This window comes from Burkholderia territorii (assembly GCF_001718335.1).
In the GTDB taxonomy this organism is placed as follows: Bacteria; Pseudomonadota; Gammaproteobacteria; order Burkholderiales; family Burkholderiaceae; genus Burkholderia; species Burkholderia territorii.
The window spans coordinates 3298110-3324347 of the sequence record NZ_CP013366.1; the positions used below are offsets into that span (position 1 = coordinate 3298110).

26 protein-coding genes are annotated in these 26238 nt (G+C 66.0%); 15 read left to right on the forward strand and 11 right to left on the reverse strand.

Annotated elements, in window-relative coordinates; translation table 11 throughout:
- Positions 1-5: 5 nt before the first annotated feature.
- Positions 6-464, forward strand: coding sequence for a flagellar export protein FliJ (gene fliJ, locus WS51_RS25705; protein WP_059448457.1), 459 nt, complete (start codon positions 6-8; stop codon positions 462-464).
- A gap of 31 nt (positions 465-495) precedes the next feature.
- Positions 496-1869 carry a flagellar hook-length control protein FliK gene (locus tag WS51_RS25710; RefSeq protein WP_069229934.1) on the forward strand — a complete coding sequence of 458 codons (1374 nt, stop codon included), beginning with the start codon at positions 496-498 and terminating at the stop codon, positions 1867-1869.
- Positions 1870-1910: 41 nt separating this feature from the next.
- Here WS51_RS25710 and WS51_RS25715 read toward each other — a convergent pair whose 3' ends face one another.
- Positions 1911-3551 carry a GMC family oxidoreductase gene (locus WS51_RS25715; protein WP_069229935.1) on the reverse strand — a complete coding sequence of 547 codons (1641 nt, stop codon included), beginning with the start codon at positions 3549-3551 and terminating at the stop codon, positions 1911-1913.
- A gap of 721 nt (positions 3552-4272) precedes the next feature.
- Between WS51_RS25715 and WS51_RS25725 the strand changes: the two genes are divergently transcribed.
- On the forward strand, positions 4273-5715 hold the full coding sequence (locus WS51_RS25725) for a coniferyl aldehyde dehydrogenase (protein WP_069229937.1): 1443 nt from the start codon (positions 4273-4275) through the stop codon (positions 5713-5715).
- A gap of 75 nt (positions 5716-5790) precedes the next feature.
- Here the strand turns inward: WS51_RS25725 and WS51_RS25730 are convergent, their stop codons facing one another.
- Positions 5791-6813 (reverse strand): serine/threonine protein kinase, encoded by a 1023-nt coding sequence (locus WS51_RS25730; protein WP_414132999.1) that lies wholly within the window; start codon positions 6811-6813, stop codon positions 5791-5793.
- Positions 6814-6871: 58 nt separating this feature from the next.
- Positions 6872-7084 carry a hypothetical protein gene (locus tag WS51_RS25735; RefSeq protein ID WP_011886311.1) on the reverse strand — a complete coding sequence of 71 codons (213 nt, stop codon included), beginning with the start codon at positions 7082-7084 and terminating at the stop codon, positions 6872-6874.
- 626 nt (positions 7085-7710) lie between these two features.
- On the opposite strand from WS51_RS25735, the gene WS51_RS25740 reads away from it, so the two are divergent.
- Both WS51_RS25740 and WS51_RS25745 read left to right on the forward strand, forming a co-directional pair.
- Positions 7711-8592 carry a DMT family transporter gene (locus WS51_RS25740; RefSeq protein ID WP_069229938.1) on the forward strand — a complete coding sequence of 294 codons (882 nt, stop codon included), beginning with the start codon at positions 7711-7713 and terminating at the stop codon, positions 8590-8592.
- A gap of 303 nt (positions 8593-8895) precedes the next feature.
- Positions 8896-9081 carry a hypothetical protein gene (locus WS51_RS25745; protein ID WP_059448451.1) on the forward strand — a complete coding sequence of 62 codons (186 nt, stop codon included), beginning with the start codon at positions 8896-8898 and terminating at the stop codon, positions 9079-9081.
- 120 nt (positions 9082-9201) lie between these two features.
- Here the strand turns inward: WS51_RS25745 and mgrA are convergent, their stop codons facing one another.
- On the reverse strand, positions 9202-10245 hold the full coding sequence (gene mgrA, locus WS51_RS25750; protein ID WP_059448450.1) for an L-glyceraldehyde 3-phosphate reductase: 1044 nt from the start codon (positions 10243-10245) through the stop codon (positions 9202-9204).
- 182 nt (positions 10246-10427) lie between these two features.
- Between mgrA and WS51_RS25755 the strand changes: the two genes are divergently transcribed.
- Positions 10428-10634, forward strand: a complete 207-nt coding sequence (locus WS51_RS25755; protein ID WP_059448449.1) for a DUF3185 family protein — start codon at positions 10428-10430, stop codon at positions 10632-10634.
- Between the two features lie 157 nt (positions 10635-10791).
- Here the strand turns inward: WS51_RS25755 and WS51_RS25760 are convergent, their stop codons facing one another.
- Positions 10792-11565, reverse strand: a complete 774-nt coding sequence (locus WS51_RS25760) for a phytanoyl-CoA dioxygenase family protein (RefSeq protein ID WP_059504477.1) — start codon at positions 11563-11565, stop codon at positions 10792-10794.
- A gap of 353 nt (positions 11566-11918) precedes the next feature.
- Between WS51_RS25760 and WS51_RS25765 the strand changes: the two genes are divergently transcribed.
- On the forward strand, positions 11919-12260 hold the full coding sequence (locus WS51_RS25765; RefSeq protein WP_059448447.1) for a hypothetical protein: 342 nt from the start codon (positions 11919-11921) through the stop codon (positions 12258-12260).
- A 124-nt stretch (positions 12261-12384) separates the two neighbouring features.
- Here the strand turns inward: WS51_RS25765 and WS51_RS32235 are convergent, their stop codons facing one another.
- The 6 genes from WS51_RS32235 to metK form a co-directional block, all read right to left on the reverse strand.
- Entirely contained in the window at positions 12385-12651 is a 267-nt protein-coding gene (locus WS51_RS32235) for a hypothetical protein (RefSeq protein WP_147956650.1), read from the reverse strand.
- A 14-nt stretch (positions 12652-12665) separates the two neighbouring features.
- Positions 12666-13910, reverse strand: coding sequence for a radical SAM protein (locus WS51_RS25770; protein WP_167358005.1), 1245 nt, complete (start codon positions 13908-13910; stop codon positions 12666-12668).
- The gene (locus WS51_RS25775) at positions 13870-15102 is read right to left on the reverse strand and encodes an MFS transporter (RefSeq protein WP_069229940.1); all 1233 of its coding nucleotides are present in this window, start codon (positions 15100-15102) and stop codon (positions 13870-13872) included. The genes WS51_RS25770 and WS51_RS25775 overlap by 41 nt, the downstream gene beginning before the upstream one ends.
- Entirely contained in the window at positions 15102-16103 is a 1002-nt protein-coding gene (locus tag WS51_RS25780) for a radical SAM protein (RefSeq protein WP_081333604.1), read from the reverse strand. The genes WS51_RS25775 and WS51_RS25780 overlap by 1 nt, the downstream gene beginning before the upstream one ends.
- A gap of 70 nt (positions 16104-16173) precedes the next feature.
- Positions 16174-16323 (reverse strand): hypothetical protein, encoded by a 150-nt coding sequence (locus tag WS51_RS32240; RefSeq protein ID WP_155630629.1) that lies wholly within the window; start codon positions 16321-16323, stop codon positions 16174-16176.
- Between the two features lie 546 nt (positions 16324-16869).
- A complete protein-coding gene (gene metK / locus WS51_RS25785) occupies positions 16870-18057 on the reverse strand; it encodes a methionine adenosyltransferase (protein WP_011546455.1) in 1188 nt (395 codons plus the stop codon).
- A 265-nt stretch (positions 18058-18322) separates the two neighbouring features.
- Here metK and lpxL point away from each other — a divergent pair, with 265 nt between their 5' ends.
- The 8 genes from lpxL (at position 18323) to hslV (ending at position 26230) form a co-directional block, all read left to right on the forward strand.
- Positions 18323-19207, forward strand: a complete 885-nt coding sequence (lpxL, locus tag WS51_RS25790; protein WP_059448446.1) for a lauroyl acyltransferase LpxL — start codon at positions 18323-18325, stop codon at positions 19205-19207.
- 190 nt (positions 19208-19397) lie between these two features.
- Entirely contained in the window at positions 19398-20267 is an 870-nt protein-coding gene (dapF, locus tag WS51_RS25795) for a diaminopimelate epimerase (protein WP_059542573.1), read from the forward strand.
- A gap of 36 nt (positions 20268-20303) precedes the next feature.
- Positions 20304-21029 carry a DUF484 family protein gene (locus tag WS51_RS25800; protein ID WP_059504473.1) on the forward strand — a complete coding sequence of 242 codons (726 nt, stop codon included), beginning with the start codon at positions 20304-20306 and terminating at the stop codon, positions 21027-21029.
- Between the two features lie 13 nt (positions 21030-21042).
- Complete coding sequence (gene xerC / locus WS51_RS25805; protein WP_069229942.1) at positions 21043-21963, forward strand: tyrosine recombinase XerC; 921 nt, start codon at positions 21043-21045, stop codon at positions 21961-21963.
- 76 nt (positions 21964-22039) lie between these two features.
- The gene (locus WS51_RS25810) at positions 22040-23254 is read left to right on the forward strand and encodes a class I SAM-dependent rRNA methyltransferase (protein ID WP_059771762.1); all 1215 of its coding nucleotides are present in this window, start codon (positions 22040-22042) and stop codon (positions 23252-23254) included.
- A 199-nt stretch (positions 23255-23453) separates the two neighbouring features.
- Entirely contained in the window at positions 23454-24551 is a 1098-nt protein-coding gene (locus WS51_RS25815) for a CobW family GTP-binding protein (protein ID WP_069229943.1), read from the forward strand.
- Positions 24552-25040: 489 nt separating this feature from the next.
- On the forward strand, positions 25041-25457 hold the full coding sequence (gene dksA / locus WS51_RS25820) for an RNA polymerase-binding protein DksA (protein WP_006477498.1): 417 nt from the start codon (positions 25041-25043) through the stop codon (positions 25455-25457).
- 236 nt (positions 25458-25693) lie between these two features.
- A complete protein-coding gene (gene hslV / locus WS51_RS25825) occupies positions 25694-26230 on the forward strand; it encodes an ATP-dependent protease subunit HslV (protein ID WP_006760749.1) in 537 nt (178 codons plus the stop codon).
- Positions 26231-26238 lie beyond the last annotated feature (8 nt).

The following is a 26238-nucleotide window of genomic DNA, read 5'->3' on the forward strand; positions in this document are numbered from 1 at the left end:
CCCCGATGGCACACGGCTTTCCCCTTCAACTGCTGCTCGATCGCGCGCAGGAAGATCTCGACACGGCCGCGAAGCAGCTCGGCACCGCGCAGCGCGACCGCACCGCCGCCGCCGAACAGCTCGATGCGCTGCTGCGCTATCGCGACGAATACCACGCGCGCTTCGCGCAGTCCGCGCAAAGCGGCATGCCGGCCGGCAACTGGCGCAACTTCCAGGCGTTCATCGATACGCTCGACGCGGCCATCGCGCAGCAGCGCAACGTGCTGGCCGCGGCGGAAGTCCGCATCGACGAGGCACGCCCGAACTGGCAACAGAAGAAACGCACCGTCGGTTCATACGAAATCCTGCAGGCGCGCGGCGTCGCGCAGGAAGCGCAGCGTACGGCCAAGCGCGAACAGCGCGACGCCGACGAACACGCCGCGAAGATCCTGCGCATGCGGGCCGACGCGGCCCGTTCAGCGTAACCGCTCACCGCTTTCGAACGAGAGAATCGTCATGCCTCCACTGCCCCTGCTCGGCGTGCTGCTCGACACCGCCGGCACCGCGCTCAAGGCGATCCGCGACGCGGGTTCGTCCGCTTCGTCCAGGCCCGCCGGCAACGATGCCGCAAGCAGCCCGGCCGCCATGCCGTTCGCGCAGACGCTGAAGCAAAGCGTCGTCACGCGGCACGACGCGGCAACCGCCGGCACGCCGGACGCCACGACGAAACAGGCTTCGTCGGGCTCCGCCGCCGGCACGAAGTCCGCCGACCGCAACGACGACCCGTCGACCGAAGACGCAATCGCGCCCGTCAATCCCGACGCGGCCGCGCTCGCCGCGGCAGCCGCCGTGCAGGCGCAACTGCAGGTACGCGCGAACGATGCGGCCCCGGCCGATGCCGATACGGCTGCCACCGCCGCCGCAACAACGACGGCCACGGCCGTGTCCGGCCAGCCCGATGCCACGGCCGCGCTGGCGAATCATGCAAGCAAGGATGCGGGCGCCGAGCCCGCCGTGCCGGTGTCCGGTCGCGACACGCTGCAGGCGGCGCTCGCGAAGCTGACCGGCGGTGCGGGCGCGATCGCGATGCCCGCGACCGGCACGGCAGCGGCAGCGACAGCGCCCGCGGCGACGACGGCCGCATCGGCCGCCGGCGCATCGCCGACGCCGACGCAGAAAGTCCCGGCCTTCGACCGCACGCTCGCCGATGCGAAGGGCGCGCTCGCGACGCAGCAGGCACCCGCACAAGCGACCGCACCGGCGTTGCAGGCCGGTGCCACGGCCCAATCCGCCGCGCAGCATGCATTCGCCGCCGTCGAAGAAACCGCGAGCCCGGCCGCCGACGCAACGGCCGCTGCCGCCGCAACGGCTGCGGCAGCCGCACAGGCGAACCTCCAGGCATCGCCCGCCGCAAGCTCGATCGCCGCGGCCAACGCACACGTGCTGGCGCCGCACGTCGGCACCGCCGACTGGACGGATGCGCTGAGCCAGAAGGTCGTGTTCCTGTCGAACGCGCACCAGCAAAGCGCCGAGCTGACGCTGAACCCGCCGGACCTCGGCCCGCTGCAGGTCGTGCTGCGCGTCGCGGACAACCACGCGCACGCGCTGTTCGTGTCGCAGCACGCGCAGGTGCGCGACGCGGTGGAAGCCGCGCTGCCGAAACTGCGTGAAGCGATGGAAGCGGGTGGGCTCGGCCTGGGCAGCACGACCGTCAGCGACGGCGGCTTCGCGTCGCAGCAGCAGAACCCGCAGCAAAGCTTCGCCGGCGGCCGGCCGTCATCGCGTGCACGCGCCGGATCGTCAACCGTCGACGCACCGGTCGACGTCGCGCAATCCGCAGCGGCCGGCGCGAGCGTGAGCCGCACCGGCCTCGTCGATACGTTCGCCTGAGCATCGCGTCGCGCGCGCCGATATGTGCCGGTGCGCGCCGCTCAGCGGCCGTGCGCGGCCGCGGCCGTCTCGCCGCGCGGCACGACGCCCCGGCGCGCCGCGACGATGAAATCCGCCGCGCGCTCGCCGATCATCACCGACGGCGCATTCGTGTTCCCGCCGATCAGCGTCGGCATCACCGACGCATCCACCACACGCAGCCCTTCGACGCCCCGCACGCGCAGTTGCGGATCCACGACCGCGCGTGCATCCGAGCCCATCCGGCAGGTGCCGACCGGGTGATAGATCGTGTCGGCATGCGCGACGATCGTCGCGCGCAGCTCGGCTTCGCTCTGGTCGGCCCGCGTGTACAGCTCGCGCCCGCCTTGCGACGCGAGCGGCGCCTGCGACAGGATCCGGCGCATCGCCTGCGCGCCGCGCACCAGCAGGTCGAGATCGCGCGGATCGCTGAAGAAGCGCGGATCGATCAGCGGTGCATCGCGCGCATCGCCGCTCGCGAGCGCGACCGTGCCGCGGCTGAACGGGCGCAGCGCGCACACGTGCAGCGAATAGCCGAAGCCCCAGTGCATCTTGCGGTTGTGGTCGTCGACGAGCGCCGTGCAGAAATGCAGCTGCAGGTCCGGACGATCGAGCGACGGGTCGCTCTTGATGAAGCCGCCGGCCTCCGCGACGTTGCTCGTCATCATTCCCGTGCGGCTCGCGAAGTAGCGTGCGAGCGCTGGTGTCATCTTCGCGATCCCGCGCAGGCAGAGGCCGACCAGCTCCGATGAATTCACGCGCGTGTTGATGATGAAGTCGATATGGTCGATCAGGTTGGCGCCGACGTCCGGCGCGTCGTGCACGACGGCGATCCCGTGCCGGCGCAACTGCTGAGCCGGACCGATCCCCGAGCACATCAGCAGCTGCGGTGAATTGAACGCGCCGGCCGACAGGATCACTTCCGCGCGCGCACCGAGCGTCTCGACGCGTCCATCGCGCGACACCGCGACGCCGACCGCGCGCTTGCCGTCGAAGCCCACGCGCAGCACCGTCGCATCGGTGATCACATGCAGGTTCGGCCGCTCGCGATCGTAGATATACGCGCGCGCGACGCTGCAGCGCGAGCCGTCGCGATGCGTGACCTGATAGAAGCCGACGCCTTCCTGCGTCGCGCCGTTGAAGTCGTCGTTGAGCGGATAGCCGGCCGCGTGCGCCGCCTGGATGAATCGTTCGGAGAACGGATTGCGAAAGCGCAGATCGGACACCGTCAGCGGGCCGTCGGCGCCGTGCCATGCATCGGCGCCGCGCGTGTTGCCTTCCGCGCGGCGGAAATACGGCAGCACGTCCTGCCAGCCCCAGCCGGTCGCGCCGAGTTGCGCCCACTCGTCGTAGTCGGCCGGGTGGCCGCGCGTGTAGATCATCGCGTTGATCGCGCTCGAGCCGCCCATCCCGCGCCCGCGCGGCTGGTAGCCGCGGCGGCCGCCGAGGCCCGGCTGCGGCACCGTCTCGTAACCGTAGTTCGTGCCGAGCTTGAACGGCACGAGCGCCGCGATCCCCACCGGCATGTTGACGAGCAGGTTGCGCGCCGTGTGCGAGCCGGCCTCGATCAGTGCGATGGTCGCGTCGGGGCATGCATCGGCGAGGCGGCTGGCGAGGCTCGAGCCGCCGGATCCTCCGCCGACGATGATGTAGTCGTATTGCATGTCACGTCTCCTTCGTGTCATGGACGGCGCCCGGTGCAGCCCGGCTCCCGCTTGTAATGTTCGGGCATTGTAGGAATGGCGGTCGTGCGCGCGGCGCGCCGATTCAAGAGCGATTCCTCTAAACGCCCGCGTGAACTAAATTTAAGATGTATCGATTGATGCGATGCGATGCAGCGGCCGACAGAAGCCGCGCCGTCGCGAAACTGGGGAGACGACGATGCAGCGCGACGTTCTGCAGGCCGCGTGCCGACCGGGTTGTCCGGACGCACCGCGCGCGGCCCGCATTTCATTTCAAACGGATGCCCGGACGGTGACGTGCAACACCGTGCGCGCGGCCGGCCGAAATCGAACGACGTCGCATATCGCCGACCGTTTGGACGGCTCGTCGCACGCGCGGCTCAGCGTGCCGATGTGCGCGTCGCCGCGCGCGTCACGCTGCGCTGCTTCGGTGCACGCTCAGGTGCGCGCCACGCGCCGTCGAGTGCCGGCAAGAGATTGCATGCGGCCGTACCCGCGAACCGTGCAATCCCGTTTTCGCGCCCGAACACCGTCGCGCGGATGCGACGCTTGCCGCGTTCAACGCGCTGTTTTCGACCGTGCATCGCATCCGGCACCCTGCCATGCGATGCGCGCCATCCTGACCCGCCCCGCCACGCTCACCGAGCGGGTACGTGCGGCCTGACTGCTGGCCCGCGTGCCACGCCCAACTGGAGGAGACGACATGAAGAACGACATGCCCGAACTGGCCCCGCAAGCGCTGCCGTCGGTCGATGCGCTGACGTCGCTGCTGCGCGACCAGCGCGCGGCCTACCTGCGCGCGCCGTACCCGGAGTGGGACACCCGCGCGCAGCACTTGCGCGCGCTGCGCACGATGCTGATCGATCACGCGGATGCGCTTGCCGATGCGATCAGCGCCGACTTCGGGCATCGCGCGAAGCAGGAAGTGCTGCTGTCGGAAATCTGGATGGCGAAGGAAGAGATCGACGATGCGCTCAAGCACGGCAAGCGCTGGATGAAGCCGATCCGCAAGCCGATGAACAAGTGGCTGCGGCCGGCACGCGCGAAGGTGCTGCCGCAGCCGCTCGGCGTGGTCGGCATCGTCGTGCCGTGGAACTATCCGATCCTGCTCGCGGCCGGGCCGCTGATCTGCGCGCTCGCCGCCGGCAACCGCGCGATCGTCAAGATGTCCGAACTGACGCCGCGCACGTCCGCGCTGTTCGAGCAGCTGATCGCGAAGACGTTCTCGCGCGACCACGTCGCGGTCGTGAACGGCGATGCGCAGATCGGCGCCGCGTTCACCGCGCTGCCGTTCGATCATCTGCTGTTTACCGGCTCGACGCACGTCGGCCGCCACGTGATGCGCGCCGCGGCCGACAATCTCACGCCCGTCACGCTCGAACTCGGCGGCAAGTCGCCCGCGATCATCGGCCCGAATGCGCGCTTCGACGCGGCCGTCGACGCGATCATCGGCGGCAAGACGCTGAACGCGGGCCAGACCTGCATCGCGCCCGACTACGTGCTGCTGCCGCGCGGGATGGAAGCCGCGTTCATCGAGCGCGCGCGTGCGCGTTTCGCGAAGCTGTATCCGGACCTGTCGACCAACGGCGACTACACGACGATCGTGTCGCCGCGCCATTACGCGCGGCTGCAACAGCTCGCGGCCGATGCGCAGGCGGCCGGCGCGCAACTGCATCCGTTGTCGGATGCGCCGTCCGATCCCGCGTCGCGCAGGTTCGTGCCGTGTGCGCTCACGCAGGTGCCGGCCGCGTCGCAGCTCATGCAGGAGGAAATCTTCGGGCCGCTGCTGCCGCTCGTGCCGTACGAACGGCTCGACGAAGCGATCGCATACGTGAATGCGCGTCCGCGACCGCTCGCGCTGTACCTGTTCGACGAGGATGGCGGCACGGTCGAGCGCGTGATGCGCGAAACGGTCTCCGGCGGCGTGACGGTCAACGATGCGTTGCTGCACATCGCGTGCGGCAGCTTGCCGTTCGGCGGCGTCGGCGCGAGCGGAATGGGCGCGTATCACGGCTACGACGGCTTCGTGACGTTCTCGAAGATGAAGCCCGTGCTCACGCAGGCGCGCCTGAATACCCGCGGGCTGATCGCGCCGCCTTACGGCAAGCGCTTCGCCGCGGTGATCAAGATGATGCTGAAGTTCTGAGCGACGCGTGGCGGGCGGCGCCACACGCGGCGCTCCGCATCCGAATGCCGCGCGGCGATGCCGCCGCGCGCGCCGTCATACGGGCCAGAGCGGCCCTTCCTGCATCGCGCCGATCTGCTCGCGCAGTTCGAGCACGCGTGCTTCCCAGTAGCGATGCGTGTTGAACCACGGGAACGCGGCGGGAAACGCCGGGTCGTCCCAGCGTCGCGCGAGCCAGGCCGCGTAGTGGATCAAGCGCAGCGTGCGCAGCGCCTCGATCAGATGCAGCTCGCGCGGCTCGAATTCGCAGAAGTCCTCATAACCGGCGAGCAGGTCCGCGAGCGCGCGCGACGCGCCTTCGCGATCGCCCGGCAGCAGCAGCCACAGATCCTGGACGGCGGGCGCCATCCGGCTGTCGTCGAAGTCGACGAAATGCGGGCCCGCGTCGGTCCACAGCACGTTGCTCGGATGACAGTCGCCGTGCGTGCGCAGCAGGCGGATCTCGCCGGCACGCTCGAACGCGGCCTCGACGCCTTCGAGCGCGAGCGCCACCGCCGTCTCGTAGGCGGGCCGCACGTCGGCGGGAAGGAAATCGTGCGCGAGCAGGTAGTCGCGCGGCTCGTAGCCGAACGTGCGGATGTCGAGCACGGGGCGCGCGACATACGGCTGCGTCGCACCCACCGCGTGAATCCGGCCGATGAAGCGGCCGAGCCATTCGAGCGTGTCGCTGCGGTCGAGGTCGGGCGCACGGCCGCCGCGCCGCTCGAAGATGGAGAAGCGGAAACCGTCGAACGCGTGCAGCGTGCGGCCGTCGATGACGCGCGCGGGCACCGCCGGAATCTCGCGTGCGGCGAGTTCGGCGACGAACGCGTGTTCTTCCAGGATCGCTTCGTCCGACCAGCGCGCGGGCCGATAGAACTTCGCGACGACGGGCGGGCCGTCCTCGATACCGACCTGGTAGACGCGGTTTTCGTAGCTGTTGAGCGCGAGCAGGCGCCCGTCGGTGCGCAGCCCGGCCGGCATCAGCACGCTGTCGAGCGCGTCGAGCACGCACTCGGGCGTGAGACCGGCGAACGGCGGGCCGGCGGGAGCTGCGGGGGCGGAAGTGACGTCTTTCATGCCCCGCATTGTGCCGTCAGCCGCGCCGAAACACGAGCGTCCGGTGCGGCACGCGCGCTCAGTGGATCGCGGCGCCGGCCGGCAGCACGGATTCGCCGGTGTCGATCAGGTCCTCGAGAAAGAACGGCTCGGTGTTGAGTTCCTTCGACTCGCCCGGCACGCCCGCGTACCAGGTCACCATGGCCATGTCGCCCAGAACGCGCTGGACGATGCCGCGCGCGCCCTTCGGCACCGCGATATGGGTAGTGCAGACAATCGACCCGACATGCATGATGGTTCCCCACTCTTGAAACTTGAATCCCGGCTCGCTGGCGAGCCGGCAAATGCACGATCCGCGCCGCCCTCGCCGGGGTGTTGCGCGTGATCCCATTGTTCACGGTTTATCGAAGCGCGAAAAGAAGAAGAAGCGGGCGAAGTGCCGCGAATTCGTCGAATGTCTCCAATCAACCACTGCGCCGCGCGTGCGCTTGCACGAGCGGATACCCCCATCATACCCTGTCGAATGTGACCGTCCGCCGAATCCGGCCACGCGCGCGGCGCCGGCTTCCGCGCAAGGTGTTGCGCGAGACGGCCGCCCTGCGTTACCTTTGACGCTCATTCGCGTTCAAGCGCATTACGACACGATGCAATCGCCCACGTCCGCCCTCGCAACATCCCGGCCGCAGTTCGACTCGCGGCCGCAGGCGTGCGCGCATCCGTCGGTCCTCCCTCCTCCTGTCGCACCGCCGCTCGTCGGCGCCGCGCCGCCCCCGCCGGCGGCACGCGTCGGCTGACCGGCCGGCTTTCGGTTTCCCGTTTTCCATTCGTTCGTCCGCAACCGTTCGTGCGCCGTCGCGCACGGCGCGTTGCCGCGCGCGCGACATGGAACGTTTCGATCCGTTCGACAGGTGAATTCACATGGTTTCGCTCAAACGCGCGCTCGCCGCGCATGGCGTGACGTCGCTCTTCGTGTTGCTGTGGAGCAGCGGCGCGATCTTCGCTGAACTCGGTCTGCGTCACGCATCCGCGTTCGTCTTCCTCACCGCGCGATTCGCGCTCGCGTCACTCGTGCTGCTCGTGCCGGCCATCATGCGCGGACGCTGGCTGCCGCCGCGCGGCGTGCGACGCATGGCCGCAATGACCGGCCTGCTGATGATGGGCGGCTATTCGATCTTCTATCTGCTCGCGCTCGAGCGCGGGATCGCACCGGGCGTGCTGGCGACGATCCTCGGCGTTCAGCCGATCCTCACGCTGGCAATCGTCGAGCGTCGCTGGCGACCGATGCGCGTCGCCGGGCTCGCGCTGTCGCTGGCCGGCCTCGCGCTCGTCGTGTGCCGGGGCGTAGGCGGTGCCGGCTTGCCGGTCACGGGTGTCGCCTGCGCGCTCACGGCGCTCGTCGCGCTGACCGCCGGCTCGCTGCTGCAAAAGCGCATGCACGCGGCGCCTGCCGACGTGCTGCCGCTGCAGAACGCGATCGGCCTCGCGCTGTGCGTGGCGATCCTGCCGTCGCGGCCGGTCTCGCTCGACATCGGTTGGGCACTCGTCGTCTCGCTGCTGTGGCTCGGCATCGTGATCTCGGTGATCGCGCAGTTGCTCTTCTACCGGCTGATGCAACGCGGCGATCTCGTCAACGTGACGAGCCTGTTCTATCTCGTGCCCGTCGTCACCACGCTGATGGACGCGGTCTGGCCCGGCAACCGGCCGGAGCCGCTCGCACTCGTCGGCATGGGCGCGATCGTCGCGGGGCTCGCGCTCGTGTTCCGCACGCCGGCCGTTCGCGCGCGAGCGGATCGCGCGTAAGCGAACGGGCCGCCGCGCCGGCGGACGCGGCGGCCCGCATCGACATGTGCGCGATTTTTCGGCGCAAACCGAAAGGAGCGGGAAAGAATGGTGCAAGGCATTCGTCCGGCTTGCCGGAAAAACGCGAAATTGCGCGGGTTTTCCGCATACTTTTAATGGTTCGGATAGCGAAAAACGCGGCGAGGTTGCCTATACTCGAATTGACCGCCCCGTTCGCAATCGGGGGCGGCGCAACATGAGAAATGCCCGGCATGGAGCTGGAAGACGCGCGTGCGCCTGTTCCGGCCGGCTACGGAGACACGCATGACGACCTATTTCACGATCGGCGACTTCATCCTGTTGATTCCGATGGCGCTGGCCGGCGCGCTATTTCTCGGCGCGGTGCCGTGCGCAACCGAATTCCGCCACAACCTGTTGCGCGCGCTCGGCGTGATCCTCGGCGTCGGCGTAGCGGTATTGCTCGTCGAAGGCCTGCCTGCGCTGCTCTAGCGGGCGTTGACGTGCACCGGTCACGCCGCTGCATCGCAGCAGCGTAACCGTTCGTGTGTGCGTGCGCAGCAATACGGGATGTGTTGGTTCGCATCCCGTATCGACAATGCTCGATGCCGCTCAGATTGCCTGATCGGTGGAGGGCTTTTCCCACAGATTGATGCCGCCCTCGGTCGCGTAGCGATCGATCTCCGCAAGTTCGTCGGCCGAGAAGTCGAGATTCTTCAGCGCGCCGACGTTTTCGCGCACCTGCTCCGCACGGCTCGCGCCGATCAGCGCGGACGTCACGCGGCCATTGCGCAGCACCCACGCGAGCGCCATCTGTGCGAGGCTCTGCCCGCGCCGTTGCGCGATGCCGTTGAGCTTGCGCACATGCTCGAGGTTGTCCGCGCTCAGATGCTCCTGCTTCAGCGAACCGCCGCCCGGCTTGTTCACGCGCGCATCGGCCGGCACGCCGTTCAGGTATTTGGATGTCAGCAGCCCCTGCGCGAGCGGCGTGAATGCGATGCTGCCCGCGCCGATGTCGTCCAGCGTGCCGAGCAGATCCTGCTCGATCCAGCGGTTCAGCATGTTGTACGACGGCTGGTGAATCAGCAGCGGCACCTTGTACTGCGCGAGCAGTTCGGCCATCTCGCGCGTCTTCGCGGCCGAATACGACGAGATGCCGATGTACAGCGCCTTGCCCTGCTGCACGGCCGATGCGAGCGCGCCGGCGGTTTCCTCGAGCGGCGTGTGCGCGTCGAAGCGGTGCGAATAGAAGATGTCGACGTAATCGAGACCCATCCGCTGCAGGCTCTGGTCGAGGCTCGCCAGCACGTACTTGCGCGATCCGCCGCCGCTGCCGTACGGCCCCGGCCACATGTCCCAGCCGGCTTTCGTCGAGATCAGCAGTTCGTCGCGGTATGGGCGGAAATCTTCCTTCAGCAACCTGCCGAAATTGGTCTCGGCGCTGCCGTACGGCGGCCCGTAGTTGTTCGCCAGGTCGAAGTGATTGATGCCGAGGTCGAAGGCGGTGCGCAGGATCTCGCGCTGCGTGGCGATCGGCGTCGAGTCGCCGAAGTTGTGCCACAGACCGAGCGACAGGGCGGGCAGTTTGAGCCCGGATTTGCCGCAGGTGCGGTATTGCATGTCGGCATAACGTTCGGAAGCTGCTTCGTAGGCCATGAGTCGATTCCGTGAAGACGTCGGGGTGGGACGCGCGCCACGCGCGAACATCGCACGCGGCGGCGAGGGAAACGTACGACGGTTATGGTATCGAACGTAGCCGAAGCGCGCACGGCAATGGACGCGGCCGCGTGCGTCGCCTACACTGCGGCGTCTCGAATCACCGTTACAGCGAGGTTGGTATGTCCCGGGTCATCTCGGTTGCGCTGCTGGTCGGCGGCGTCGTGCTGCTGTATTTCGGCGGCCAGTCGTTTCATTCGATCAACGACAACGTGTCGCGCTTCTTCACCGGCTCGCCCGCCACGAAGACGATCCTGCTGATCGCCGGCGGCGCCGTCGCATCGCTGATCGGCCTGATCGGCCTCGCGATGCCCGCCAACAAGCGCTGAGCGCCGCGGCCGCCCGACATCCGGCGGCGGCCCGCATCGCAGGAGCGCGCTGCGCAAAACGCAACGGGCGGCCCAGGCCGCCCGTTCGTTCATCTCCCCCACGCGGCCGCAGTGCCGCATCGGACAACCGGCGCGGCCGCCTCGCCGCCGAACGCTGCTAGAACTGCACTTCCGGCTTCGCCGCCGAACGCGTGCCAGGCAGCGGCCGGTTGCTCACGCCGTGGTACGTATAGACGAGCGAGAACTTCACCTGGTCGGAGCGGTTCTGCCCCGCCGAATGCAGCGTGTTGCAGTGGAAGAACACGACGTCGCCCGTCTGCAGCGACGGGCAGGTTGCCGCATCGATCATCTTGCGGTTTTCCGGCAGGTCGCTGCGGAAGAACTTCGCGTCGTCGAACGCTTCCGGCCCGAATTCTGCCGTGTGCGAACCCGGCACCAGCCAGAGTGCACCGTTTTCATTCGTTTCCGGCCCGAGCGCGAGCCACACCGAGACCATGTCCGCGCGTTCGAACGACCAGTAGCGGAAGTCGCGATGCCAGCCCGTCAGGCTGCCGTACGCGGGATGCTTCGTCATCATGCAGTTGTGATGCGCGCGTGACAGCACCGGCTGCTCGCCGAAGTACTCGCGCATCCACGCGCCGATTTCGGGCGCGATCGCGCGCTCCGCGAACGCCGGGTCGCGCGTATACGCGTCGAGCAGCCGCCGCACCGTGTGACCGCCCGGCGCATGCTTCGACTCGGGTGCGCCCGGGTAGCGCAAATCCGCCTCGAACTCGATCGGCTCCGCCGCTTCTTGCAACTGGCGCACCGCGATCTGCCTGAGCGCCGCGCACTGCGCCTCGTCGACGAGGCCGCGCGCGACGACGAAACCGCGTTCGCGCAATTCCGCGACTTGCGCGCGGATCGATTCCGACTGCAATGGAGACGACATGGGATGCCAGACGTTTATCGTGTGAATGTGACGATTGTAAATCGGCGCCGGATGCCGCGAACAGCGCCATTGTCGTGCGCAGGGGCATGCCAATCGTCGATTTGATCTGGCGCAAGGGAACTGTGCGGCGCGGCGCGAGCCTCAGCGACAGGCGGTATGCGGCGACACGCCGGCGGCACAAGGGTTTATCGCGACTTTTGCACGTCACGAAACCCTTGTAGCCTGTCGCGGCCTGTCAATTCTGGCGGGCGCGGCGCGCAACGACTTTCGGTAAGATCCGTTGTGCAATCCGAGGCCGTTCATACCAGTGCGCTTTTCAAGGGCGCCATCCATACAAGCGAAGCATCGTTCACATGCCATTCCGTCTGACTTCCCGTTTCAACCGCACTGCCAAGCGCGTCGTGCCTTCCGCTCCCGCCCGCCCGCTGCGCCATCACCGCGCACGCACGCAGGCGCTCGCCGAGCACACGCACGCGCACAGCCGGCTGGACGGCATCCGCGCGTGGTTCCACGCGTTCTTTTCGATGATGAGCGCGCAGGCGTTCGCGCGCCGCGCCGGCCTGCGCTCGCTGCTGCAGAAGCCGTCGTCGCTGCGCGCGCTCGCGCTGCGCCGCACGCTCGGGCCGCAGCGGCGCATCAACCGCCCGCGCCGCCTCGCGGCCAGCAATGGGTGGTTCGGGTTTAGCGCACGCTGAGCACCCATGAAAGCCATTGCGGACGATGCTGTCCGCAATGCGCAATCTCATACGTTCGAGTACACCCGCTGTTTTGCCCCTTCGATGGGTCAGTCGAAGTCGGTGCGTCGCACCGCCGTCCACGTCAGCATCTGTCCGGCATCGCCGTTCCCGCTGGTTCAACCACGATTCGATGCCGTACGCACTTGTCCCAGAACGCATCGGTCGCTTCCCGGGTCATTTCCAGCGCCTCGCACATTGCCACGAAACGCTCTCGTGGAAACGGTCCGCCGGCTAGCGCGTCGATCATCGCATAACCATTCGCGTTGAACTTGAATACAAAAAAATGCGCGGCATCAAAGAAGCTGCGATCCGCCTTTCGCTCAATCAAGTTTCGATTGATTTCGTACATATAAGCCCCCCGGTCTAGCACCAGTAGTTCGTCAAGTCTTTATCGAGTCGTTGATCCACAAGCCTGTACAGCGCGGCCTCCGAACGAGAAGCCGCTGCCACGTATTCGGCTAGCGAATCGGCCGAGATGTGATCGCGCAGCATGTCCAGCACCCACAGGTTGACCTGGCGCTCTACGTCGATAGAAGCATGACGCCTCGGATCTGTTGCTAGCGTACGCGTCGCGACATGGCCGATTTCGTGCAGCGTCGTGAAGAATCTCAAGGCGCCCGCCACTCTTTCGCTCACGACGATATGGCGCTGACCGCCATGCTCATAAATGAGCGCATTTGCACCGATATCCTGGCCGGCAACCGTCACGCTTGCTATTCCATGTTGCGTCGCCGCATCAAGCACAACGCGTTCGAAGAACGCCGCCTGCTTGCCTGCAACGAAAGTGCAATACTGTTCGGCGAGCGCCCCCTCCGACAAGGAGCCGATTCGCTCTCCCCATTCGCCGGCAGCAAGCTCTCCGTCTGCGCCGATAACGAGCGGAGGAAGGCGCCTGGTCGGGCGAATCTCGCGACCGGTCCGGACATCATGGGTAGGGCAAGCAATCCAGCCGTCGCCGCTTTTGCAGTCCATGAAGGCCGACGCGGCTTGCAACACCTCCCGCTTCATCCCGGGCGTGAGCGGCTCAAATGCGGCGCAAGACCCCGACGATTCATAAAAGGCTAGCTTGACTCGCGCGACGCCCAGCCGCCACGCATGCTCGAACAACGCCATCGCTTCGCCCCGGTTTTGTTCGTGCAAGCACAAGGCGAGGTTGACCTTCAGTCCGGCCGCGCGCAAGCGGACGATCGCATCCCCGACCTCATTGAAACTCCCGGCACCGCGGATAGCGTCGTTAGACCGTGCGGTTGCACCGTCGAGACTGACCTGAACGCTCGGAATCCCATGCCTGCAAAGGGTTTCGACATGCTCGTCCGTGACTCCGGCGCCGGTCAGGCCGACCAACGGCAACAGGCCGGCGGTTCGCGCATATTCGACGATCAAATCGAAATCGCGGTGAAGAAGCGGTTCGCCCCCTGACAGTACGAGCATGTAGGCCCGATGATCACGCGCCTCGTCGATAATCGCCAGGCACTGCTCGAGCGGCAACTCATAACGGCCAATCTTGTCGTTCTCCACCAGAAAGCAGTGCCTGCACCGCGACTGGCAGCGATACGTGATGTAGAGGCTAATCGTTTGAGGGAGAAACGGGGACGATACGTTCGCCATCGACATCACCTCGAAAAAGTGAAATCAAACCAATCAAGACCGCGGTAGACGCGCTCAACATGACGAACGCGCTCGCGAATCCGATCCGTTGCGCGATCATCCCGCTTCCCCACAAGAACACCGCGGCACACACCGCTCTGACCAGAGACGCCGCCGACAGAATCGTGGTTCGGTTGGTTGTCCCCCCGGGCAAACAGCGGTTAATCAAGTAGGCGGCATATGACGGATACATGCCTCGGACGATCTGGTGACAAGCGATCGAGAACAACACCCATTCCAACGAAGCGAAAGCATTCGGAACGGTGATCACGCAAGCCGCCGCCGCGAACAGGAGAATCAAGACCGTCGCCGGGACACGGGACAACAACGCGGATTTGCGTATGTGGCTGAACACGTAGGCTGCCGCTGAAGAAAACCCGTACATCGCGGCGAATATCCACCCGATGGCCTCGACATCTGCGCCGCCCTCTTGCAGCAACGGCTGATAAAAATTGAAGCCGGCCCGCAGACAGGCGAACGTGACAGCCGCTACGAGAATGGCTCGCAGCAAAGCGCGGGATGAAATGGTGGTCGCAATGCCGTCTCTCGCGATTTCGACAAGCCCGGGCTGGCGCGATCGGTGCTCGTACACCGGTTCACGAATCCAAAGCGCAAACGACAACGTCAATGCGGCGAGAATGCCCATGTCGAGATACATCGGGAATGCGAGCGAGCGCGACGCGAGCCAGCCACCGACTACCGAAGCCGCCCCCCCGCACAACAAAGACACGCTCGTCGCACGAGCATTGACGGTGTGAAAGTCGGCATCTCGGCCGCATGCGGCGAACGCGTCGAACATCATTGCCTGAAATGCTCCATTCGATAGTGCCCCTCCGCATGCGAACAGAAATGCGATCAGCCACGGCGATGCCCGATGCCCGTAGCGGACCAGACAAACCATCGCGGCGAAATACACGACGTTGCCGGTCACCAGCGCGAACTTTCTGCCATACCGATCGGCAAGCACGCCTGTCGGAATCTCGAGCAACCACAAAAAAACGAAGATCAGCGAAATGATCGAGCTGTATTGGGCGAACGTGAATCCGGCATAGGACGTGTAAAAAAACACGAGAACGGGCGCCGAGAATGCTTCGAGAGCGAGGCATGCCTGTAGATAGCAAAGGCGCCGCCAGCGCTTCAGCTCATCGGTCATCACGATTCCGATGTAAAGAGATTGCGCGAGTAGGCGTTGAATGCGACATGGCAACCGTGTTGATGAACGTCATCGAACGATCTGATTGTCGGTGTGCGCTCCCCCTGAGCTTGCCCACGCCACCGCCGGAACAAGGCGTCACCTCGCCACATCGCGTCTATATCCGCAGGCGACCGGATGGCTTGCTTGGTCCTGTCCTCTTCGACGAGCATGTCGCACGCCGAAACGGTGAGATCGCTATTGATGATCATCGAAGTCGTGCCCGCACCGCATCCGAAAGTCGCATCCGAGGAAGACCGATTCGGCGAGATGTGTATCCGCTTCACGAAGGCGCCCCCTTCGACATCAAGCCCCGGAAATCGGGACGAGTGATGCACGATGGCTTCCGCAATTTCTCGACACATGTCGGGTGACAGCAAGTGTTGCCGAGCCAGCAATCGACCGGTCCCAATAGGGATAAAGGCATTCAACTTGATGCCGGTTACCCCCAAGGCGGCCGCCAGTTCGAACATGCTTTCGAGCCGACGATAATTGACCCCGGTCAGGGTAAATGCGAGATGAATACGTGCGCCTGCGTCGACCAGCGCCCGAATCCCGCGGACGGCGCGCGCAAATGTCCTGGGGCCGCGAATGGCGTCGTTTTCCTCCGCCACGGGGCTTTCGAGGCTGACCTGATACTGCATGCCACCTGCGTCGACCAATTCGTGCGCCTTCTCGGTATCGATCAATGTCGCATTGGTCGCGATTTTCGACCGCATCCCGTGCGAAGTGATTCTCCTGACGATTTCAGCCAGATCGTTTCTCGCAACCGGCTCCCCGCCCATTAAGACAATTCCGAAAACGCCGCGCGCACCGAGATAATCAATAATCGGCACAATTTCATTAAATTCGGGAGCGCGTTGATAGTCCGTCAAATAGCAGTGTGTGCAACGCAGATTGCATCGCTGCGTGATATACCATTTAACGAACAGCGGAAAATCCATTGCCTCGATTTTTTTCATGACGGCCTCTTATCCCTGACGGGAGCAGGAGGCACCCTCCACTCCCGCCTGCTGCTGATCTCTACGCGGGTCAGCCAAGCACGCTGGAGCTGCTCAAGCAGCCCTCGACGTTGATAGCGGTGAAATCAGCCGGTTCGCCTGGCACGGCGATATCGATGTTGTATTCGGAGCGCATCACTTCGGCCGCGACATTTTCATTACTCGATTGAATCGATTCCATCATTCTCTCCATTAAATTAAGATTTCCATTTACAGACAGATCGAACACAACTCGCTTCAACCCGTCACTTGAAAAGTTACTTCTCGAAAACCGGACCGTCAACGTCAACGAATGTCAACATTTGTAACAATTTAGAGATAAATAAATAGATCGCTCAGCATGACGTCGATCAATATCGATTCGATCGATAAATGACCTGATTGAAAATCGAAACGAAATTGAATACTTGAATTCACCGCGCGTCGGTACATCGTTCGCCCGTCATCGCGCAGGCGTGTTCTATCGGCACGGCGAAACAGTCCCGCGTATTTCGTCTGCGAAGCCGAAAACAACACGCCCCGAGAAGCGGCGGCGCGAAGATGGTTGGCCAGCGGGACGAATCAACGCGCGCCGTCAACGGCCACGATGGCCGTTTTGAGAAGGGAAAAAGACAATGCCCCGGAAGTCCACGACTTACGGGGCATTATTGGCCGCAACCACTATCGATACTTCACGGGTTCGACCGGAGTGCTGCCGGGCCAACGCCCGACGATGGCAGGACGACGCTTACGCGACGCGAGCCGTCGGCTCCACGCCGGCCGCTTCGGCCAGTGCGAGCGCCTTGTCGGTCGCTTCCCACGAGAATTCCGGCTCTTCGCGGCCGAAGTGGCCGTAAGCTGCCGTCTTCTCGTAGATCGGGCGCAGCAGGTCGAGCATCTTGATGATGCCCTTCGGACGCAGGTCGAAATGCTCGCGCACGAGCTTCGTGATCACCGCATCCGACACGCGGCCCGTGCCGAACGTATTGACCATCACCGAAGTCGGCTCGGCGACGCCGATCGCGTACGACACCTGGATCAGCGCGCGCGATGCGAGGCCTGCCGCGACGATGTTCTTCGCGACGTAACGGCCGGCATACGCAGCCGAACGGTCGACCTTCGACGGATCCTTGCCCGAGAACGCGCCGCCGCCGTGCGGTGCGGCACCGCCGTAGGTGTCGACGATGATCTTGCGGCCCGTCAGGCCGCAGTCGCCCTGCGGGCCGCCGATCACGAACCGGCCGGTCGGGTTCACCAGGAACTTGATGTCGCCCTTGATCAGCTCGGCCGGCAGCGTCGGCTTGATGATCTCCTCGATCACGGCTTCGCGCAGTGCCGGCAGTTCGATGTCCGGTGCGTGCTGCGTCGACAGCACGACGGTATCGATCGAATCGGGCTTGCCGTCGACGTAGCGGACCGTCACCTGCGACTTCGCGTCCGGGCGCAGCCACTGCAGGCGACCGTCGCGGCGCAGGCTCGCCTGGCGCTCGACGAGACGGTGCGACAGGTAGATCGGCAGCGGCATCAGCTCCGGCGTTTCGTCGCATGCGTAACCGAACATCAGACCCTGGTCGCCCGCGCCTTGATCGAGGTTGTCGTCGTGCGCGCGATCGACGCCTTGCGCGATGTCAGGCGACTGCTTGTCGTACGCGACCAGCACCGCGCAACCCTTGTAGTCGATGCCGTAGTCGGTGTTGTCGTAGCCGATGCGCTTGATGGTGTCGCGCGCGATCTGGATGTAGTCGATGTTGGCCGTCGTGGTGATTTCACCGGCCAGAACGACGAGACCCGTGTTGCACAGCGTTTCGGCTGCAACGCGGGAGTATTTGTCCTGCTCGAGGATGGCGTCGAGAATCGCGTCCGAGATTTGGTCCGCGACCTTGTCCGGATGGCCTTCGGAGACGGATTCGGACGTGAAGAGATAATCGTTTGCCACTTTTTCAGGCTCCTGTGTGGTTACGGTTGGTTTCACGTAGCCAGCTTCGTTGGGCCTGAAGCGGCGACGCTTTAGCGGATTACCAGGACCGGGCAGCGCGCTTCGCGCCAGCCGGCTTCGCCCCGCAAGTTGTCAGTTAACTCGGCGAAGCCCGTATTATAGCGGCTTTCGTGAATTGTCACAGAGCGCCGCCCGTGCTGCATCTTCCGCTGTCCTACCCCCCTGTTCGCAACGTGCCGGCCTGCCGGCCTCATGGAGACTTCGCATGCTAGGCCGCCTCGGCACGCACCTCGCCATCGGCTTGCTGAAGCTGCTCGCCCTGCTGCCGTACGGCCTGACCGCGCGGTTCGGCGACGGCCTCGGCTGGCTGCTGTACCAGATTCCCAGCCGGCGAAAGCGCATCGTACATACCAATCTGAAACTCTGCTTCCCCGACTGGAGCGACGAGCGGCGCGAAGAAGTGGCCGGCCGGCATTTCCGCCACGCGATCCGCAGCTACGTCGAGCGCAGCGTCCAGTGGTTCGGTTCCGAGCGCAAGCTCGCGAAGCTGATCCAGGTCGACAGCGCCGTCGACCTCACCGATCCGGACCTGCCGCCGACGCTGTTCCTGGGCCTGCATTTCGTCGGCATCGAAGCCGGCTCGATCTGGCTGAACCGTTCGCTGCAGCGCCGCTGCGGGTCGCTGTACCAGCCGTTCTCGAATGCCGTGCTCGAGGAAGAGGCGAAGAAGGCCCGCGGGCGCTTCGACGCGGAGATGGTCGGCCGCGCGGACAGCGCGCGCGTCGTGCTGCGCTGGCTGCGCGACCGCAAGCCCGTGATGCTCGGCGCCGACATGGACTACGGCCTGCGCAATTCGACGTTCGTGCCCTTCTTCGGCGTGCCGGCGTGCACGCTGACGGCCGTCGGCCGGCTCGCGAAAACGGGCCGCGCGCAGGTCGTGCCGTTCATCGGCGAGGTGCTGCCGAACTACAAGGGCTACCGGCTCAAGGTATTCAAGCCGTGGGACAACTACCCGACCGGCGACGACGATCTCGACGCACGGCGGATGAACGAATTCCTCGAGGAGCAGATTCCGCTGATGCCCGAGCAGTATTACTGGGTGCACAAGCGCTTCAAGACGCGCCCGCCCGGCGAGCCGAGCCTCTACTGAGTCGAACCCGCGGGCGCGCCGTCAGAGGCGTGCCTGCGCCCCGAACGACACCCCGCGCAGCGCAGGACGCCCCTGTCGGCTGCATGTATCATTTGCGGTTGAGATCAGCACGACGAACGACGCGGCCCGCGAGGCCGGCTCGCACGTCCACCGTGCCGACCGCCCTGTTCGCCATGGAATTCCGGACCCAGTGAAACTCTCGTTCACCAAGATGCACGGCGCGGGCAACGACTTCGTCGTGCTCGACAGCTATTCGCGCGCGCTGCCGCCGCTCACCGACGCGCAGGTGCGCGCGCTCGCCAACCGACACTTCGGCATCGGCGCAGATCAACTGCTGCTCGTCGAGAAGCCGACCGTCGACGGCGCGGATTTCAAGTACCGGATCTTCAATTGCGACGGCGGCGAGGTCGAACATTGCGGCAACGGCGCGCGCTGCTTCGTGAAATTCGTCCGCGACCGCGGCCTGACCGACAAGCGCAGCGTGCGCGTGCAAGTGATGAAGGGCTTGATCACGCTGACGATGCAGGACGACGGCGAAGTCGTCGTCGACATGGGCGCACCCGTGTTCGCGCCGGCGCACGTGCCGTTCGACGCGTCGGGGCTCGACGGCCGCGCCGAAGGCAACGACACGCTGTGGCCGCTCGACGTCGGCGGCCATACGCGCTGGATCTCGACGGTGTCGATGGGCAACCCGCACGCGGTGCAGGTCGTCGACGATGCCGAAGCGTGGCCGGTGCTCGACGAAGGCCCGCTGATCGAGCGTCACGCCCGCTTCCCGCAGCGGGTGAATGCCGGCTTCATGCAGATCGTGTCGCGCCACGAAGTGAAGCTGCGCGTGTACGAGCGCGGCGCGGGCGAGACGCTCGCGTGCGGCACCGGCGCGTGCGCGGCGGTGGCGGCCGGCATCCGGCGCGGCCTGCTCGATTCGCCGGTGACCGTGCACACGCATGGCGGCACGCTGACGATCAGCTGGGACGGCGCGCGCGACGAATCCGCCGCGCTGATGATGGCCGGGCCCGCCGCGACCGTGTTCGAAGGCGAGATCGACCTGAACGTCTGACCCTTCAACGTCCTGATAACTGAACGCTCCAGCCACATGAACGATCGCGAAGTCGCCGACTACCTGCTCGCCAATCCCGAATTCTTCGCGCAACACGCGGAACTGCTCGCGACGATCCGTCTCGCGAACCCGCACGGCAAGGCCGCGATCTCGCTGCAGGAGCGGCAGATGGAGATGCTGCGCGACAAGAACAAGCATCTCGAGCGCCGGCTCGCCGAACTGGTGCGCTACGGCCACGAGAACGACAGCCTGTCCGCGAAGTTCAGCCGCTGGACGGCGCGCGTGATCGCGGAACGCGACCCGTACGCGCTGCCGCGCACGATCGCCGAAGGCATCGCCGACGTGTTCGACGTGCCGCAGACGGCGCTGCGCGTATGGGACGTCGCCGACACCTACGCGCAGGCCGATTTCGCGCGCCAGGTCGGCGAGGAAGTGCGCCTGTTCGCGAACGGGCTGTCGACGCCGTATTGCGGCGCGAACACAGGCTTCGAAGCGGCCCAGTGGCTCGCGCCCGCGCTCCCGGCACCGGCCGCGACCGCGACGGAAGGCGCCGAAGCCGCACCGGCCGGCGACGGCGCGGCCACGTCGGTCGCGCTGCTCGCGCTGCGCGCGCCGCTCGCCGGCACCGACGCCCCGGCGTTCGGCCTGCTCGTGCTGGGCTCGCCCGATCCGCGCCGCTTTCACGACGGGATGGCGACCGACTTCCTCGCGCAGATCGCAACGCTGGCGAGCGCGGCGCTCACGCGCCTGCTGCCGCACTGATCCACCGCCCGCGATGACCGACGATCCGATCGCCGCCTACCTGTCGAACCTGAAGCACGTCAGGCAGCTGTCGGAACACACGCTGCGCGCGTACACGCACGAACTCGACGAACTGAAGAAGCTCGCCGCCGGCCGCCCGCTCGATGCGCTCACGGCCGCCGACATGCGCGGCGCGGTCGCCCGCGCGCATGCCGGCGGGCTGTCCGCGCGCTCGATCTCGCACCGGCTGTCCGCGTGGCGCGCGTTCTACCGCTGGCTCGCGCAGCGCATCGAGATGCCCGCGAACCCCGTCGCCGCGGTGCGCGCGCCGAAGCGCCCGAAAACCCTGCCGAAGGCGTTGTCGGTCGACGACGCAGCGGCACTGATGGACGCGCCGCTCGCCGGCACGACCGAAGGCACCCGCGATCACGCGATCCTCGAGCTGTTCTATTCGTCCGGGCTGCGCCTGGCCGAACTGGTCGGGCTCGACGTCAGGTACACGGAGGCGGACGGCTACCGCTCGGCGGGCTGGCTCGATCTCGCCGAAGCGGAAGTCACCGTGCGCGGCAAGGGCAACAAGGAACGCAAGGTGCCGGTCGGCCGCAAGGCGATCGACGCGCTGAACGCGTGGCTCGCGGTGCGCGACGAATTCGTGAAGCACGATCCGCATCCGCTGTTCGTGTCCGTGCGCGGCAACCGGATGGCACCCGGCGTCGTGCGCGACCGCGTGAAGCGTGCGGCGCTGAGCGCGGGCATTCCCGCCAATGTCCACCCGCACGTGCTGCGCCACTCGTTCGCCACGCACGTGCTGCAGTCGAGCGGCGACCTGCGCGCGGTGCAGGAGCTGCTGGGCCACGCGAGCGTCGCCGCGACGCAGGTTTATACGTCGCTCGACTTCCAGCATCTCGCGAAAATTTACGACAGCGCGCATCCGCGCGCGAAGAAGCGCGACTGACGCGCATCCCGCCATACCCGCCGCGCACGGCGGCCGGCCACGGCCGGCGCCCTCCGCGGCCTCTTTCGATCCGATCATGCAAACCGTCACACTCAGACCGTCCAGGGACAAATCGCTGCTGCGCCGGCATCCGTGGATCTACGCCAATGCGATCGACCGCGTCGACGGCACGCCCGCGCCCGGCGCCACCGTGATCGTGCGCGCGCACGACGGACGCTTTCTCGCGCGCGGCGCGTACAGCCCGCAGTCGCAGATCCGCGTGCGCGTGTGGAGCTTCGACGAGAACGAGCCGATCGATCACGCATTCTTCAAGCGCCGCGTGCAGCGCGCGGTCGCGCATCGCACGTCGATGGTGTCGGGCACGGGCGCGGTGCGGCTCGTGTTCGGCGAAGCCGACGGGCTGCCCGGGCTGGTCGTCGACTACTACGTCGCGGATACGGCCGCACCCGGCGCCGCGCCGCGCGGCCAGCTGGTGTGCCAGTTCATGGCCGCGGGCGTCGACGCGTGGAAGGACGCGATCGTCGCGGCACTCGTCGGCGCGACCGGCTGCCCGAACGTGTACGAGCGCTCGGACGTGTCGATCCGCGACAAGGAAGGGCTCGCGCAGACGACCGGCGTGCTCGCCGGCGACGCGCCGCCCGCGACGCTGATCGCGAACGAAAACGGCGTGCGTTATCACGTCGACGTGCCGCACGGCCACAAGACGGGCTTCTACGTCGACCAGCGCGACAACCGCGCGCTCGTCGCGCAATACGCGGCCGGCCGCGACGTGCTCAACTGCTTCTGCTACACGGGCGGCTTCTCGCTCGCGGCGCTCAAGGGCGGCGCAAAACGCGTGGTGTCGATCGACTCGTCGGGCGACGCGCTCGCGCTCGCGCAACAGAACGTCGTGGCCAACGGCTTCGACGCCGAACGCGCGACCTGGCTCGATGCGGACGCATTCAAGACGCTGCGCCGCCTCGTCGACGAAGGCGAGCGCTTCGACCTGATCGTGCTCGATCCGCCGAAGTTCGCGCCGACCCGCGACAGCGTCGAGCGCGCATCGCGCGCATACAAGGACATCAACCTCAGCGGCTTCCGGCTGCTGCGTCCGGGCGGCCTGCTCTTCACGTACTCGTGCTCGGGCGCGATCGACATGGATCTGTTCCAGAAGATCGTCGCGGGCGCGGCGGCCGACGCGAAGGTCGACGCGCGGATCCTGAAGCGGCTGGGTGCGGGCGTCGACCACCCGCTGCTCGCCGCGTTCCCGGAAGGCGAATATCTGAAGGGCCTGCTGTTGCAAATCGTCTGATCGCCCCGATCTACGCGCACACCCGCGTCCGCCGGCCGTTTCCCGCTGGCGGCCCCGCGCTCGAGCCTGTCGTCCGGACGACGGGCGAGGGCTTGACAGGTATGTTTCAATGGATGGTTGTGCGCCCCGGCTCGACAGTCGACGGCGCGACGCACACATCCTGGTTTTGACCCCGATTCACGAACCACAGGCGACCGACATGGCCACTCCCGTCACCATCCTCACCGGCTTCCTCGGCAGCGGCAAGACGACGCTGCTCAAGCGCATCCTGAACGAACAGCACGGCATGAAGATCGCCGTGATCGAGAACGAATTCGGCGAAGAAAACATCGACAACGAGATCCTCGTTCAGGACACGAACGAGCAGATCATCCAGATGAGCAACGGCTGCATCTGCTGCACGATCCGCGGCGACCTGGCACGCGCGCTCGGCGATCTCGCCGCGAAGAAGCGCGACGGCAAGCTCGACTTCGACCGCATCGTGATCGAAACGACCGGCCTTGCGAATCCGGGCCCGGTCGCGCAGACCTTCTTCATCGACAGCGAGATCGCCGACGACTTCCTGCTCGACGCGATCATCACGCTGGTCGACGCGAAGCATGCAAACGCGCAGCTCGACGAACACGAAGTGGTGCAGCGCCAGGTCGGCTTCGCCGATCGCCTGTTCATCACGAAGTCGGACCTGGTGGACGACCAGGCCGTCGCGGCGCTCAAGCACCGCCTGATGCACATGAACCCGAAGGCGACGATCAAGGTCGTGAACTTCGGTGAAGCGGACATCAAGGAAATCTTCGACCTGCGCGGCTTCAACCTGAACGCGAAGCTCGAGATCGACCCGGACTTCCTCGCCGAGGACGACCACGCGCACGGTCATCACGATCACGATCACGATCACGATCACGACCATGATCACGATCACGCGCATTGCGACCACGATCACGGTCAATGCGCGCACGATCACGGCCACGGCCATCACAACCATCACCACGCGCACCACGACGACAAGATCAAGTCGTTCGTCTACCGCAACGACCGCCCGTTCGACCCGAACAAGCTGGAAGACTTCCTCGGCGGCATCCTCCAGATCTACGGCGAGCGGATGCTGCGCTACAAGGGCGTGCTGTACATGAAGGGCGTCGACCGCAAGGTCGTGTTCCAGGGCGTGCACCAGATGATGGGCAGCGACCTCGCCGCGAAATGGCTGCCGGCCGAGAAGAAGACCAACAAGATGGTGTTCATCGGTGTCGACCTGCCGCAGGACCTGATCACCGACGGCCTCGACGCCTGTCTCGCCTGAGTGTTCGGGCGCCGGCGCGGGCCGTGCGCGCGGCCGCCTGCCCGGGCGGCCGTGGCGCGGGCGCGGTGCTTTTCCGGGCAGGGTTTCGCCGTCATCGCTTTTTCGCGATTTGCGCGTTATATTTTCAAGATATTGGCGCAGCCGACGGGGATCGACCCGATACGGCGCCCGCTTGCGATTCAGTTACAATACGTGCCCGCTGGAGTACGGCAATAACAGGCCCGGTTCTTGCTGAACCATTACCCGGGCATCGCAACCGCGCCGGATCGCCCATCCGCCACCCGGCCGCGGCCGATGCGATCTGCCGCGCAGCACCGGTTCGCCGCGCGCGCAAATCCGCGCCAGGGCTATCCTGGTATTTGAGAACCGGTTTTCCAGAGGCTTTCGGCCCCGCGGCGGCAAATCGCAAATGATTGCAAGCGCAGTTGCGGGTAATCCCAAAGTGCAGGCAATATCTCCTGATTTGCCGCACATTGAAGAAGCAAGCAGATGACGAAGAAACTCTTGACCGAAGCCGAAATCCTGAAGATGAGCGACAAGGATTACATGAATGAGGATCAGCTCGCCTTCTTCAAAAATCGGCTCGAACAGTTGCAGGCGGACATCCTCAAGAACGCAGGCCAGACGACCGAGAACCTGCGCGAGACGGTGATCGTGCCCGATCCCGCCGATCGCGCGACGATCGAGGAAGAGCACGCGCTCGAGCTGCGCACGCGCGATCGCGAACGCAAGCTCCTCAAGAAGGTTCAGCAGTCGCTCGCCCGCATCGATTCCGGCGATTACGGCTGGTGCGAGGAAACCGGCGAACCGATCGGCATCCCGCGCCTGCTCGCGCGTCCGACGGCGACGCTGTCGCTCGAGGCGCAAGAGCGCCGCGAGCTGCGCCAGAAGCTGTTCGGCGACTGATCGAGCGGCGTTCCGCTCCGACACGCTGCTTCCCGAAAGCGCGCGGCCTGCCGCGCGCTTTTTGTTTTTCCGGCGCGCCTCCCGGCCCGCCGGCCGATTTGCCCGCCCCTCTTGATATCCCGGCGCCCGCCCTAAAATGAAACGGATGCGCGCCGGGCCGCTCCCCGGCGCACTGCGATTCACGCGGCGGCGCCACGCGCCGCCCGACTCTTCCCCGTTTTTCTCAAGGAACGCAGATGGAGCAATTTCACGGCACGACCATCGTTTCGGTCCGGCGCGGCGACAAGGTCGCGCTCGGCGGCGACGGCCAGGTAACCCTCGGCAACATCGTCATGAAGGGTGGCGCGCGGAAAGTGCGGCGAATCTACAACAACCAGGTTCTGGTCGGATTCGCGGGCGGCACCGCCGATGCGTTCTCGCTGCTCGATCGCTTCGAGGCGAAGCTCGAGAAGCACCAGGGCAACCTGACCCGCGCGGCCGTCGAACTGGCGAAGGACTGGCGCACCGACCGGATGCTGCGCCGCCTCGAGGCGATGCTGATCACGGCCGATGCGACCACCACGCTCGTCATCACCGGCAACGGCGACGTGCTCGACCCGGAAGGCGGCATCTGTGCGATCGGTTCGGGCGGCGCCTACGCGCAGGCCGCGGCCCGCGCGCTCGCGGAGAACACCGAGCTGTCCCCGCGCGAGATCGTCGAGAAGTCGCTCGAGATCGCCGGCGACATGTGCATCTACACGAACCACAACCGCATCATCGAAACGATCGAGTAAGGACCGCA